General features: G+C 63.3%; 11 protein-coding genes. 2 read left to right on the top strand and 9 right to left on the bottom strand.

Features of this window, described 5'->3' with window-relative positions; genetic code table 11:
* Positions 1 to 96 precede the first annotated feature (96 nt).
* From J4D52_RS05815 to J4D52_RS05775, 9 genes are all read right to left on the bottom strand, one after another.
* On the bottom strand, positions 97 to 831 hold the full coding sequence (locus J4D52_RS05815; protein ID WP_007927141.1) for an amino acid ABC transporter ATP-binding protein: 735 nt from the start codon (positions 829 to 831) through the stop codon (positions 97 to 99).
* A complete protein-coding gene (locus J4D52_RS05810) occupies positions 828 to 1499 on the bottom strand; it encodes an amino acid ABC transporter permease (protein ID WP_009050567.1) in 672 nt (223 codons plus the stop codon). Before J4D52_RS05810 ends, J4D52_RS05815 begins: the two co-directional genes overlap by 4 nt.
* A complete protein-coding gene (locus tag J4D52_RS05805; RefSeq protein WP_009050566.1) occupies positions 1499 to 2245 on the bottom strand; it encodes an amino acid ABC transporter permease in 747 nt (248 codons plus the stop codon). Before J4D52_RS05805 ends, J4D52_RS05810 begins: the two co-directional genes overlap by 1 nt.
* A 189-nt stretch (positions 2246 to 2434) precedes the next feature.
* Entirely contained in the window at positions 2435 to 3349 is a 915-nt protein-coding gene (locus J4D52_RS05800) for a glutamate/aspartate ABC transporter substrate-binding protein (RefSeq protein WP_025806014.1), read from the bottom strand.
* A gap of 452 nt (positions 3350 to 3801) precedes the next feature.
* Positions 3802 to 5340, bottom strand: coding sequence for a glycerol-3-phosphate dehydrogenase (gene glpD, locus J4D52_RS05795; protein WP_102676080.1), 1539 nt, complete (start codon positions 5338 to 5340; stop codon positions 3802 to 3804).
* Positions 5341 to 5639: 299 nt separating this feature from the next.
* A complete protein-coding gene (gene ntrC, locus J4D52_RS05790) occupies positions 5640 to 7076 on the bottom strand; it encodes a nitrogen regulation protein NR(I) (RefSeq protein ID WP_025808272.1) in 1437 nt (478 codons plus the stop codon).
* On the bottom strand, positions 7073 to 8158 hold the full coding sequence (gene glnL / locus J4D52_RS05785; protein ID WP_025808271.1) for a nitrogen regulation protein NR(II): 1086 nt from the start codon (positions 8156 to 8158) through the stop codon (positions 7073 to 7075). Before glnL ends, ntrC begins: the two co-directional genes overlap by 4 nt.
* Before the next feature lie 318 nt (positions 8159 to 8476).
* Positions 8477 to 9889 (bottom strand): MFS transporter, encoded by a 1413-nt coding sequence (locus J4D52_RS05780; protein WP_110721765.1) that lies wholly within the window; start codon positions 9887 to 9889, stop codon positions 8477 to 8479.
* Between the two features lie 194 nt (positions 9890 to 10083).
* Positions 10084 to 10983 carry a LysR substrate-binding domain-containing protein gene (locus J4D52_RS05775; RefSeq protein ID WP_063427832.1) on the bottom strand — a complete coding sequence of 300 codons (900 nt, stop codon included), beginning with the start codon at positions 10981 to 10983 and terminating at the stop codon, positions 10084 to 10086.
* 113 nt (positions 10984 to 11096) lie between these two features.
* Here J4D52_RS05775 and J4D52_RS05770 point away from each other — a divergent pair, with 113 nt between their 5' ends.
* Complete coding sequence (locus tag J4D52_RS05770; RefSeq protein ID WP_063427834.1) at positions 11097 to 12818, top strand: acyl-CoA dehydrogenase family protein; 1722 nt, start codon at positions 11097 to 11099, stop codon at positions 12816 to 12818.
* A gap of 30 nt (positions 12819 to 12848) precedes the next feature.
* Complete coding sequence (locus J4D52_RS05765) at positions 12849 to 14036, top strand: CaiB/BaiF CoA-transferase family protein (RefSeq protein WP_102677347.1); 1188 nt, start codon at positions 12849 to 12851, stop codon at positions 14034 to 14036.
* The last annotated feature ends 28 nt before the right edge of the window (positions 14037 to 14064 follow it).

The following is a 14064-nucleotide window of genomic DNA, read 5'->3' as shown; positions in this document are numbered from 1 at the left end:
GCGATCGCCCACAAGGTGGGCGCCCGATCTTGAGATCGCTGAAGACCTTCGGCCTTATCGCAGCCTGCGGCAGCGGCTACAGAGATTGCATGGTTTTTAGTGCTGCAGGATTTTCTCGAGGAAATGCTGCGCACGCTCGGAGCGGGCGTTGATGTCGCCGAAGAATTCCTCTTTCGGGCAGTCTTCGATGATTTTGCCTGCGTCCATGAAGATCACCCGGTCCGCGACCTTGCGGGCGAAGCCCATTTCGTGGGTCACGCACATCATGGTCATGCCTTCGTGAGCCAGCTGTACCATCACGTCCAGCACTTCGTTGACCATTTCCGGGTCGAGGGCGGAAGTCGGTTCGTCGAACAGCATGACGATCGGGTCCATCGCCAGCGCGCGGGCGATCGCCACGCGCTGCTGCTGGCCACCGGACAACTGGCCCGGGTGCTTGTGGGCGTGGGCGGACAAGCCGACGCGCTCCAACAGTTGCAGACCTTTCTTGGTGGCTTCTTCCTTGCTGCGGCCCAGCACCTTGATCTGCGCGATGGTCAGGTTCTCGGTGATGGTCAGGTGCGGGAACAGCTCGAAGTGCTGGAACACCATGCCCACGCGCGAACGCAGCTTCGGCAGGTTGGTCTTCGGGTCGGCGATGGAAGTGCCGTCGACCACGATGTCACCTTTCTGGAAGGGTTCCAGGGCGTTGACGCACTTGATCAGGGTGGATTTGCCGGAGCCGGACGGTCCGCACACCACGATCACTTCGCCTTTCTTGACCTCGGTGCTGCAATCGGTCAGCACCTGGAAGTCCCCATACCACTTGTTGATGTTCTTGATAGAGATCATACGGCAAACCTTTTTTGCAGACGCTTGACCAGCACCGAGGCGGCAAAGCTGATTGTGAAGTACACCAGACCGGCAACGATCAGGAACTCATTGGAGCGGCCGATGATGTCGCCGCTGGAGCGCGAAGCATTGAGGAAGTCCACCAGGCCCACGGTGTACACCAGCGAGGTGTCCTGGAACAGGATGATGCTCTGCTGCAGCAGCAGCGGGGTCATCTTGCGGAACGCCTGGGGCAGGATGATCAGGCGCATCATCTGGCCATAGCTCATGCCCAGGGCCTGGGCGGCGCCCATCTGGCCCTTGGGGATCGACTGCACGCCAGCCCGGACGATTTCGCAGAAGTACGCCGCTTCGAACATCATGAAGGCCACGATGCACGAGCCGAACGCCCCGATCGGGGTGTCTTCGCCGGTGATCCAGCGCAGCACGAAGGGCACCGCCAGGTAGAACCAGGTGATCACCAGCAGCAGCGGGATGGAGCGGAAGTAGTTGACGTAGACGCCGGCGATGTTCGACAGCAGCTTGCTGTGGGACAAGCGCATCAACGCCAGGATGGTGCCGAGGATGATCCCGCCGACGACGCCCAGGGCCATCAGCTTGAGGGTCATCAGCATGCCGTTCCACAGACCGGGAATGGCCGGAACGACGCCAGTGAAATCGAATTCCATTATTTGCCCCCCACGGAGATCAGGCCGGGCACTGCGACTTTCTTCTCGACCATGCGCATCAGCAGCATCAGGCTCATGTTCAGGGTGAAGTAGATCAGCGTGGCCAGGGTGAAGGCTTCAAACAGGTTGGCCGAGAACTCGGCGGTCTGCTTGGTCTGCGCCAGCAACTCCATCAGACCGATCAGCGAGGCCACGGAGGAGTTCTTGAAGACGTTGAGAAATTCCGAGGTAAGCGGCGGAATGATGATCCGGTAGGCCTGAGGCAGCAGCACGTTCCAGTAGATCTGCGGCAGCGAAAAGCCCATGGCGCGGGCCGCGGATTCCTGGCCGCGTGGCAGCGCCTGGATGCCGGTGCGCACCTGTTCGCAGACACGGGCGGCGGTGAACAGGCCCAGGCACACGACGACGCTCAGGTAGGCCGAGGTGGTCGGGTTGAGGTCCTGCTTGTACCAGTCCTGCAGGTTTTGTGGCAGCAGGTCCGGTACCAGGAAGTACCAGATGAACAGCTGAACCAGCAGCGGTACGTTACGGAAGATCTCCACGTAGACGGTGGCGATGCCCGACACCAGGCGGTTCGGCACGGTCCGCATGACGCCCAGGATCGAGCCCAGCAGCAGCGCTACGATCCAGGCCACCACGGCAATGGCGATGGTCCAGCCCAGGCCCGCGATGAACCAGTCGAGATAGGTCTCGCTGCCCACGCCGGTGGACTTGAAGAACACGCCCCAGTCCCAGTTGTAATTCATTAGGGTCTCCCCTCTGATCGATCGATGTACAAGCACCCGCTTGGGGAAATCCGTTCCCGCCTGGATGACGGCCAGGCACACGCGATCGGCTCGACAACCACCGGTTCGAGTGTTTCCAAAAAAAGCCAGCAGGTAGTGACAGGCTCCTGAAAGGGCCGGGCCCTTTCAGGAGACAAGGTTAGTCAGGAATCAGGACTTTTTATCGTCAGCCGCTTTGTCGGTCGGGTTGGCGATCAGGGCCTTGAGCTCGTCGCTCATCGGGAACATCAGGTTCAGGCCTTTTGGAGGAATCGGCGACTGGAACCATTTGTCGTAGATCTTGTTGATCTCGCCCGACTTGTAGGTAGCGATGATGGCGTCGTCCACGGCCTTCTTGAACGGTGCGTCGCCCTTGCGGACCATGCAGCCGTAGATTTCGTAGGATTGCGCGGTACCGGTCACGGCCCAGTCGGTCGGTTTGCGGGCCTTGGCCATTTCACCGGCCAGCAATGCGTCGTCCATCATGAAGGCCACGGCGCGGCCGCCTTCGAGCATGTTGAAGGACTCGCCGTGGTCCTTGGCCGAGATCACGTTCATGCCCATCTGCTTGTCGGCGTTCATCGCCTTGAGGATGCGCTCGGACGTGGTGCCGGCGGTGGTCACGACGTTCTTGCCTTTCAGGTCGGCGAAGTCCTTGTAAGGCGAATCCTTCTTGGACAGCAGACGGGTGCCGATCTCGAAGATGCCGACGGAGAAGTCGACCTGCTGCTGGCGCTCGACGTTGTTGGTGGTGGAACCGCACTCGACGTCCACGGTGCCGTTCTGCACCAGCGGGATACGGGTCTGCGAGGTAACCAGGTTGTATTTGACCTTGAGATCCGGCATGTCGAGGTCTTTCTTCAGGGCTTCGACGATTTTCAGCTGGATGTCGTGGGAGTAGCCGACTGGAACGCCGGATGCATCCGCGATGTAGGAGAACGGAATGGAAGCGTCGCGATGTCCGAGGGTGATGGTGCCGGAGTCTTTGATTTTCTTCAGCGTGCCGGTGAGTTCGGCGGCGACCACTGGAGTGCTAATCAGAGCAGCAGCAATGGCTGCGCCCAACAGATGGGGAACGATGCGCATCAATATTTCCTCGACATTTGTTTTTTTTATGAAGCCAGTTCGACGGCTCTCTTATACAGCGAATGCCTTGACGGCTCCTGATGTGTGTTGGCCCATCAGGCATTCGTCGGAGAGTGTAGAGCATGAGTCGTGCCAGGCCAGCTGATCCGTATCAAGGCCTTGATTTGAAAGGCTATTAAATATTTATGGCGGATATTGGCGGCGGTCTTTATCCGGTTATCCGAATCGACCCGAAAGTCGCGTTCGGAAAACCGAATGCCCAGCAGGGGCGGACTCATTCCCCTGTAGGCGCGAGGTTTGCCCGCGATCCGGGCGCTGAGTTGTACCTGTTGGATCGCGTTATGGTTCATCGCGGGCAAGTCGGATCGCCGCCCGCTCGCTCCTACAAAAGCGGTAGGCATGAAAAAGCCCCCGGGCCGTGTGGCGCGGGGGCTTCTTTATAGGAGGGGCGATCAGGCGGCTTCGATCTTCGCCCGGTTCTGCTCGACCTTCTGCAGGTAGTGCTGGAGTTTTTCCTGCTCGGCCGGTGTGGTGAACAGGCCCAGCTTGCTGCGGCGCCAGAGGATGTCCTGGGCATTGACCGCCCATTCCTCACTGCACAGGTAATCGACTTCACGGGTGTACAGGCCGCCACCCAGGTGCTCGCCCAGGTCGCTCAGGCTGTGCACGCCTTCCAGCAGGCGCCAGGTGCGGCTGCCGTAGCTGGTGGCCCAGCGGCGGGCGATTTCGCTGGGCACCCAGTCGAACTTCTGGCGAATCGCTTCGGCCAGTGCCTGTGGGGTGGTCATGTCTTCGCCGCCGGGCAGAGTCGAGTGGGCGGTCCAGCTCGGCTTGATGTGCTTGAAGAATGGCGTCAGCTGGGCCATGGCCGATTCGGCCAGCTTGCGGTAGGTGGTCAGCTTGCCGCCGAACACCGACAGCAGTGGCGCTTCGTCGGCATTGCCGGACAGCGCCAGGGTGTAGTCGCGGGTCACGGCCGATGGGTTGTCGGACTCGTCGTTGCACAGCGGGCGCACGCCGGAGTAGGTGTGCACGATGTCCTGGCGGCTCAGCTGCTTCTTGAAGTGGGCGTTGACCACTTTCAGGATGTAGTCGGTTTCGCCTTCGGTAATCGCCACCTTCGCCGGATCGCCGGTGTACTCGCGGTCGGTGGTGCCGATCAGGGTGAAGTGGTTCAGGTACGGAATGGTGAAAACGATGCGCTGGTCTTCGTTCTGCAGGATGTGCGCATGTTCGCCTTCGTACAGTTTCGGCACGATCAGGTGGCTGCCCTGGATCAGGCGGATGCCGTAAGGCGAGTCCAGCTTCAGGTCATCCTTGATAAACTTGGCGACCCATGGGCCGGCGGCGTTTACCAGGGCCTTGGCTTGAATCGAGAACAGGCTGCCGTCGGCGCGCTCCAGGTGCAGGTGCCACATGCCCTTGCTGCGGCGGGCGCTGATGCAGCGGGTCTGGGTATGCACGTGGGCGCCTTTTTCCCGGGCGGCCATGGCGTTCAACACCACCAGGCGCGCGTCGTCGACCCAGCAGTCGGAGTATTCGAAGCCTTTGGTGATCTCGGCTTTCAACGGGCTGTCGGCACCGAACTTCAGGCTCTTGGAACCGGCGAGTTTTTCCCGCTTGCCCAGGTGGTCATAAAGGAACAGGCCGGCACGGATCATCCACGCCGGGCGCAGGTGCGGGCGGTGCGGCAGGACAAAACGCATGGGCTTGACGATATGCGGGGCCTTGGCCAGCAGCACTTCGCGTTCGGCCAGGGCTTCGCGCACCAGACGGAATTCGTAATGTTCGAGGTAGCGCAGGCCACCGTGGATCAGCTTGCTGCTGGCCGAGGAGGTATGGCTGGCCAGGTCGTCTTTTTCGCAAAGGAACACGGACAGGCCACGCCCGGCGGCATCGGCGGCGATGCCGACACCATTGATCCCACCGCCGATCACGGCAATGTCATAAATCTCGGCGAGAGGGGGCGCGGGCAAGGTGGAAGTGGGCATCGGCTGGCCTCGTGTTCTTCTGATATTTGAAATCGAACATGAATGTTCATTTGCGAAAATGGTAGCGCAGAAACACGTCGACAGCCAGTCGACTTCGATTGAAAAAACTCATCGAAAGACGGGAAAAGGAAAATTTACGAACATTGTCGGACGCAAGGCGTCCGCGGTTTGCGGGCGGGGGGATCTGTAGCCGCTGCCGAAGGCTGCGATCGCGCCCGAAGGGCGCGCAGGATCTCAAGATCGCTGAAGGCCTTCGGCCTTATCGCAGCCTGCGGCAGCGGCTACAGGCTTGCAGCGGCTCAGCCCTCGTCGCTGTCCTCGTCATCCCCGCCGTCGACCTTCATCCCCAACTCCTTGATCTTGCGCGTCAGGGTGTTGCGGCCCCAGCCCAGCAGCACGGCGGCGTCGCGACGGCGGCCGGCGGTGTGCTTGAGGGCGGTCTCGATCATGATCCGCTCGAAGCTCGGCACCGCGCTGTCCAGCAGGCTCGACTGGCCGCGAGCCAGGGCCTGGTCGGCCCACTGGCGCAGGGCCTGTTCCCAGTTGGTCACCGGCGCCGAATCCTGCGGTAGGCTCAGCAGTTCCGGCGGCAGGTCGCTGATATGTACTTCGCGACCCGAAGCCATCACGGTGATCCAGCGGCAGGTGTTCTCCAGCTGGCGCACGTTGCCGGGCCACGGCAGGTTCTTCAGGTATTCCTCGGTCTCGCTTTTCAGCAGCTTGGGCTCGACGGCCAGCTCCTGGGCGGCGCGGCTGAGGAAGTGCTTGGCCAGGGTCGGGATGTCTTCGCGACGGTCCGACAGGCGCGGGATATGGATGCGGATCACGTTCAGGCGGTGGAACAGGTCCTCACGGAACTTGCCTGCGTGCACCAGGGTTTCCAGGTTCTGGTGGGTCGCGGCGATGATGCGCACGTCGACCTTGACCGGCGTATGCCCGCCGACCCGGTAGAACTCGCCGTCGGCCAGCACCCGCAGCAGGCGGGTCTGGGTGTCGGCCGGCATGTCGCCGATCTCGTCGAGGAACAGGGTGCCGCCGTCGGCCTGTTCGAAGCGCCCGCGCCGCAGGTTGGCCGCGCCGGTGAAGGCGCCTTTTTCATGGCCGAACAGCTCGGATTCCATCAGGTCCTTGGGGATCGCCGCCATGTTCAGCGCGATGAACGGCGAAGCCGCCCGTGGGCTGTGACGGTGCAGGGCGTGGGCCACCAGCTCTTTACCGGTACCGGATTCCCCGTTGATCAGCACGGTGATGTTGGAATGGCTGAGGCGACCGATGGCGCGAAACACCTCCTGCATCGCCGGCGCTTCACCGATGATTTCCGGGGTGCGGGCCAGCGCCGGGATCACCTCCAGGCCTTGCTGCTCCTGGGCGTGCTGGTTGGCGCGCTTGACCAGGGACACCGCTTCGTCGACATCGAACGGCTTGGGCAGGTACTCGAAGGCGCCGCCCTGGTAGGAGGCGACAGCGCTGTCCAGGTCGGAGTGCGCGGTCATGATGATCACCGGCAGGCGCGGGTGCTGCTCGCGGATCCGCGCCAGCAGGTCCAGGCCACTGGCGCCGGGCATACGGATGTCGGAGATGATCACGTCCGGTTGCTGGCGGGCCAGGCGACTCATCACACCATCGGCGCTATCGAAGCTCTGGGTGGTCATGCCCTCCTGTTGCAAGGCTTTCTCCAGAACCCAACGGATAGAACGGTCGTCATCGACGATCCACACGGTTTCACTACGGCTCATGTCGATGGGGCTCCTTGTTCCAGTGGCAGAAAGATCGAGAACGTGGTGTGGCCGGGATGGCTGTCACACTCGATCAGGCCCTGGTGCTGGCTGATGATGTTCTGGGTAATGGCCAGGCCCAGCCCGGTACCGTCCGGACGGCCGCTGACCATGGGAAAGAAGATGGTTTCCTGGAGTTCGGCGGGGATGCCCGGGCCGTTGTCGATGATCTCGATCTTGGTCACCAGGCGGTGGCGCACGTGGCCGATGGTGAACTGGCGCATGGTGCGGGTACGCAGGCAGATGCGGCCCAGGCGCAGCTCGTTCTGGCTGCTGATGGCCTGCATCGCGTTGCGCACGATGTTGAGCACCGCCTGGATCATCTGCTCGCGGTCGATCAACACGTCGGGAATGCTTGGGTCGTAGTCGCGCACCAGGGTGATGCAGCCCTGGCTTTCGGCTTCCACCAGGCTGCTCACGCGCTCCAGCACTTCGTGCACGTTGCACAGGGCCAGCGACGGCAGCTTGTTGGAGCCGAGCATGCGGTCCACCAGGTTACGCAGGCGGTCGGCCTCTTCGATGATGACGTTGGTGTAGTCCTTGAGGTTCTCGTCCGGCAGTTCGCGGGCCAGCAACTGGGCGGCGCCGCGAATCCCGCCGAGGGGGTTCTTGATCTCATGGGCCAGGCCGCGCACCAGCATCTTGCTGGTTTCCTGCTTGGACAGCTGAGCCTCTTCCTTGGTGATCCGCAGCAGGCGGTCACGGGGGTGGACCTCCAGCAACAGCAGGGTGTCACCATTGCTCAGGATCGGTGTCACGGCGTAGTCCACGGTCAGGGTCTGGCCGGTCAGCGCGGTGAGCATGGCTTCGCGCTTGGTGAACGGGTGCGCCTGTTGCACCGCCTGGCGCAGGGAGCTCAGGGCTTCGGCCGACTCGGTGAACAGTTCGCTGATGAATTGCCCATGGCTGCGCTGGCCACTGATAGCCAGCAACATCTCCGCCGCCGGGTTCATGTACTCAAGGCGCAGGTCGGCGTTGAGCAGGATGGTCGCGGTGGTCAGGTTGTCGAGTAGCAAGCGGTGCAATTGATCGCTGATGGTCATTAGGACCTCTTTTGGAGCATGGCGCGCGCGTGGACAGAGCGCTGTGATCGGGAAAATGCAAAAACCAAACCAAGGCTCCGAAAAGAAGCGCTCGAGCCCTGAAACAGACGTTTAAAGTTCTCTTTCGCAGCGTTTTGCCGGCTGCGCTGGGTACTTTCGAACCAAAATGGGCTGTGGATGGATGAAGGTGCAGTTTGATGCACCAATATAGTGCGTTTTCTTTGGCGGTGCGCTAAAGAATGCCCAGGGCCAAAGGTGGAAAGCCAACGCAAAAAGCCCGCTTGCTGGCGGGCCTGGAAGAATGCGGCGGATGGCGTATCAGTGGGCGGGGTGCGGGTCCTTGTCGATACCCTGCTGTGGCGTGATCGGCTCCTCGTTCAGCGGCGTGGCGCGGGGTTCGCGGGCCAGTTCGTCGGCGTCCGCCTGCTCGGCGGTGGACAGGTCGGCGGCGTTGTGGCCGATGCGCTTGAGCAGCAGGAGCATGCACACCAGGGACACCAGGGCGTAGCAGGCAGAGGCAATGGCCACGCCGACAATGCTTCCGGTGTTGTTGAGAATGCCCTGGGCCAGGACCGGCGTGGCGCCGCCCACCAGCAGGGAACAGAGCTGGTAGGAAATCGACAGGCCGCTGTAGCGCACCTTGGTCGGGAAGGCGCGGGCCAGGATGCCGCCGACGGCGCAATAGAACATCGAGTGCGGCACGGTGGCCAGGCACATACCGAGTACCGCGATCCAGTAGACGCCGGTTTCCACGGCGAAGAACATCGCCGGCATCAGCAAGAACTCCGGCAGCACCATCAGCACCACGGCCTTGCGCATGTCCATTCTCGAGACCAGCACCGCGCCCAGGGGCTGGGTGATGAACTGCACCACCAGGGCGATGACGATCACGCTGAGAAAGGTGCTCTGGCTGTAGCCCAGCTCCTTGGTGGCCCAGGACAGGGCAAAGGTGCTCTTGAAGTAGGTGACATGGATGATCGGCAGCACGCCGGCCCCCAGCAGCACGATCTGCCAGTGGTTGCGCAGGACCTCCAGGATCGGCAGCTTGACGGTCTTTTTCTGTTGGATCAGGCGCTTCATGTCGTCCGACTCTTCGAGCTTGAGGCGAATCACCATGCCCACCAGGACCAGTGCAGCCGAGAGCAGGAACGGAATACGCCAGCCCCACAGCAGGAAGTCCGGCGCGGGCAGGGCGCTGAGGCCGAAGAACACCAGGGTCGCCAGCAGGTTGCCGGCCGGCGAGCCCTGCTGGGCGAACGCCGCGTACAGGATGCCTTTGCCCTTGGGCGCGCTTTCGCTGGCGATGAGAATGGCGCCGCCCCATTCGCCGCCCACCGCGATGCCCTGGATGATGCGCAGCACCACCAGGGCAATCGGCGCCCAGATACCGATCTGCAGGTAGCTGGGCAGCAGGCCGATGCAGGTGGTGGCCACGCCCATCATGATCAGGGTGATCACCAGGGTGGTCTTGCGCCCGATCTTGTCGCCCAGGTGGCCGAAGATGATGCCGCCGACGGGGCGGGCGATGAAGCCGGCCCAGAGGGTCAGGAACGACAGCAGGGTGGCGGTGCCCGCAGGCAGGTCGGCGGGGAAGAACACCTTGCCGAAGACCAGCGCGGCGGCGATCCCGTAGGCGTAGAAGTCATACCATTCGATGGTGGTGCCGATGAACGAGGCGATTCCCGCCTTGCGGGCTTTCTTGTGCGCGGCAGCGTGCTGGGCGGCATTCATATTCAATTCCTGCAGTTGTTATTGTTATTTGCGCCGCGGGAGGTCGTCTGGCGACCGCTCCGGATACTCGTTGCACGAACAGGCGCATCACGCATTTGCAAGGTCCGACGGCACGGAGCCTATACAGGCAGGAATGAAAAAAATAATGATTAAATCTTATTGTGTGATACGGGATTTCGTATGGTCGACGGCCCTCAAAGTCCCGGCGCCACGGGCTTTTGCAGGGCCTTGAGCACCGTCAGGAAACTCTCCGCTGCAGCCGATGGTTTGTCCGCATGGCGGATGGCGTGGACCTCCGACAACGCACCGTCGCCGCTGATTTCGCAGTAATGCACACCCTCTTTCCAGGTGCCGGCCAGGGTCTGCGGCACCAGGGCCACGCCCATTTCGTAGGCGACCATCGCCACCACCGTTTGCCAGAGCCGGGTTTCGTGGCGGATGCGCGGGCTGAAGCCGGCCGCCACGCAGCGGGCGATGATCAGGTCGTGATAGTGCGGCGAGACATTGCGCGGAAACAGGATGAAGTCGTCGTTGGCCAACTGCGCCAGGTCGATGCGCGACTCGCCCGCCAGCCGGTGGCCCTGGGGCAGGCAGCAGAGGAAAGGCTCGGCGAGGACCGGCTCGCCGCGGATGCTCTCGGGAAAGTGGCTCCAGTGCACGAAGCCGATATCGATCTGCCCGCGTTGCAGCGCCTGGGCCTGTTCGGCGCTGTTCATCTCCATCAGCACGATCTCGGTGTCCGGGTGATCCTGCTCGAAGGTCCGCACCGCCTGCGGCAGGCCGCGGTGCAGGATCGAGTTGACGAAACCGATGCTCAGCCGGCCGACGAAACCCTGGGCCGAGCGCAGGGTCAGGCGTCGGGCCTGCTCGGCCCGCAGCAGCAGGTAACGGGCTTCGTCGAGCAGCACCTGGCCGGCGTTGGTCAGGCTTACCGACTTGTTGTTGCGGGTCAGCAACTGCACGTCCAGCTGGCTTTCGAGCTTCTTGATATCGAAGCTCAGGGCCGGCTGGGAGATGAACAGGCGAGCGGCGGCCCGGCCGAAATGCAGCTCTTCGGCGACCGCGACGAAGTAACGAAGCTGTTTGAGATCCATGCTGGCGTCCTCGCTTTACGATCTGGTTTTCTTATCGTAGTGGATTGATTTTGTATTAGATACTTATCGATGGCGACTCTAGTCTCGGGGGCAAAAGAGCCTGGAGAGACGCCATGACTGCCTTGCCTGAACCCGCCCAAGACACCCTGAATATCCCCGACAGCCGGGGTCTAAATCTGTTCGACTGCGATGTCGGACTGGCAGCCCTGCTCAAGGTCTACCTGCCGCCGCAGCTGTTCGCCCAGTGGTTGCCGACCTTGCGCCAGCTCGGTGGGCGGGCCGGTGGCGAGCTGGATGTGCTGGCGCTCTCGGCGGACAAGAACCCGCCGCAACTGTTGCCGCGCACCCGTCGCGGCGAAGACCTGCAAAGCATCCACAAGCACCCGGATTTCATCGCCCTGGAGCGCGCCGCGTATGCCGAGCTGGGCCTGGCCTCCATGAGCCATTGCGCCGAGCCGGTGCTGCCGCTGGTCAAGTACGCCCTGACCTTCCTTTTCGTGCAGGCCGAGTTCGGCCTGTGCTGCCCGGTGAGCATGACCGACTCGCTGACCCGCACCCTGCGCAAGTACGGTTCTCCGGAGTTGGTGGCGCGCTACCTGCCGTCCCTGGCTTCGCGGGATTTCGACCGGTTGTTCCAGGGCGCGATGTTCATGACCGAACAGGCGGCCGGCTCCGACGTGTCGCGCACCGAAACCCGCGCGCGCCTGGAGAACGGCGAGTGGCGGCTGTTCGGCGACAAGTGGTTCTGCTCCAACCCGGACGCCGACCTGGCCATGGTCCTGGCCCGTCCGGAAGACGCCCCGGAGGGCATGAAGGGGGTCAGCCTGTTCCTGCTGCCCAAGCTCCGACCCGATGGCTCGCGCAATGCCTATCGGATTCTGCGGCTGAAGGACAAGCTGGGCAGCCGCTCCATGGCCAGCGGCGAAATCAGTCTGGACGGCGCCACCGCCTACCTGATCGGCGAGGTCGGCCGCGGCTTCCAGCAGATGGCCGACATGATCAATATGTCGCGCCTGTCCAACGGGGTGCGGGCCGCCGGGCTGATGCGCCGTGGGGTCAACGAGGCGCTCTATGTCGCCCGCCATCGCCGGGCCTTTGGCCGCCACCTGATCGAGATGCCGTTGATGCAGCGCCAGCTGCTGAAAATGATGCTGCCCGCCGAGCAGGCCCGGTCGATGTTCATACAGATCGCCACGCTGCTGCCCAAGGCCGATGTAGGCGACGAGGCGGCGCGCAAGTGCGTGCGCATCCTCACTCCGCTGATCAAGTTCCGCGCCTGCCGCGATGCGCGGCGGGTCACCGGGGACGCCATGGAAGTACGCGGCGGGGTTGGCTACATCGAGGAATGGAGCGATGCGCGGCTGGTGCGCGATGCCCACCTGGGCTCGATCTGGGAGGGCACCAGCAACATCGTCGCGCTGGATATCGCCCGCGCCGTGACCCGCGAACAGGCCCTGGAACCGCTGCGGCATTACCTCGCCGGGCTGCTCGCCGAGGCCGACCTGCCGGCGGCCAGCCAGCGGCTGTTCGAGACAGTCCTGCAACGGGCGGTCGCGGCCATCGAAAAGGTCGCGCAAGAGCGCCGCGACGACCATGTGCGCCTGGCCGGCAGTGCCCTCTATCACACCGCCACGGCGATCTTCATGGCCTGGGAGGCAAGCCGCCAGGCCCCCGATTATCGGCGCCTGGCCCTGGCCCATCTGCTGCTCCAGCACAAGCTGCTGCCCCGCGATCCGCTGCGTCCGGAGCCAGCGCTCGAACCTGAGCTGCTGGCGCTCCTGGCCAATGAAGGCCCGTTGTCGAAAGCCGACGCGATGCAGCTGTTGCCGGCCTGAACGGCCCTGCCCATTTTTCAGAGAACTGCCATGAATCATTCAAAAGGGGCCCTGGCCGGCCTGAAAGTGATCGACCTCAGCCGCGTGCTGGGCGGTCCCTACTGCTCCCAGGCCCTGGCCGACCACGGCGCCGAAGTGATCAAGCTGGAACCCTTGAGCGGCGACGAGACCCGCGGCTGGGGCCCGCCTTTCGAGGGCGCCGATGCTTCGTACTTCAGGGGCGTGAACCGAAACAAGCAGGGGATCGCCGTGGACCTGTCCCGGCCCGCGGGCATCACGCTGCTGATGCGCCTGCTGGAAGATGCCGACGTGCTGATCGAGAACTTCAAGCCTGGCACCCTGGAGCGTTGGGGCATCGGTTATGTCGAGGTGCTGAGCCAGCGTTTCCCGACACTGATCCACTGCGCGGTTTCTGGTTTTGGCAGTGACGGCCCGCTGGGCGGGTTGCCCGGCTATGACGCAGTGATCCAGGCGATGGCCGGGTTGATGAGCGTGAACGGCGAGGCCGACAGCGGCCCGTTGCGCATCGGCCTGCCGATCGTCGATATGGTCACCGGGCTCAATGCCCTGGCGGGGATTCTCCTGGCGCTCAACGAACGCCATCGCAGTGGCCTGGGGCAGTCCCTCGACATCACCCTGTACGACTGCGGCGTGTCCCTGCTGCACCCGCATCTGGCCAACTATTTTGCCGCCGGCAAGACCCCGCAACGCACCGGCAACGCCCACCCGAATATCGCTCCCTACGACAGTTACCGCACCGGTACCGAGCCGATCTTCCTGGCGGTCGGCAACGACCGGCAGTTCGCCAAGTTGTGCGAGCAGCTGGACGCCGGCGCCTTGCTGGACGACCCGCGCTTTGCCGACAACGGCTGCCGTTCGGTCAACCGCGAGGCGCTGAAACAGGCGCTGGAGGCGCGGCTCGCCGAGCACGACGGCACGCTCCTGGCGCAGCGCCTGATCCGCCTGGGCGTGCCCTGCGGCTCGATTGCCTCGATCGACAAGGTGGTCGAACACCCGCACACCCGGCATCGCGGCCTGCTGGTGGAGATCGGCGACTACCGCGGCGTCGGTTCGCCGGTGAAGCTGTCGCGGACCCCGGCCAGTTATCGCAGTGCCCCGCCGGCGCTGGGGGCCAACACCCGTGAGGTGCTCGAGGGCCTGGGTCTCGACGACCAGACGATCGCAAACCTGTTCGAGCACGGCATCGTCCGCGAGTGAAGGGCTGCGCCAGAGCCCCGCCGGGTCT

Origin of the sequence: Pseudomonas sp. GW460-12-10-14-TSB1, assembly GCF_017349775.1 — a bacterium.
Classification (GTDB): Bacteria; Pseudomonadota; Gammaproteobacteria; order Pseudomonadales; family Pseudomonadaceae; genus Aquipseudomonas; species Aquipseudomonas piscium.
The sequence above is the reverse complement of the archived record's forward strand: the minus strand, read 5'-3'. Positions and strand labels throughout refer to the sequence as shown.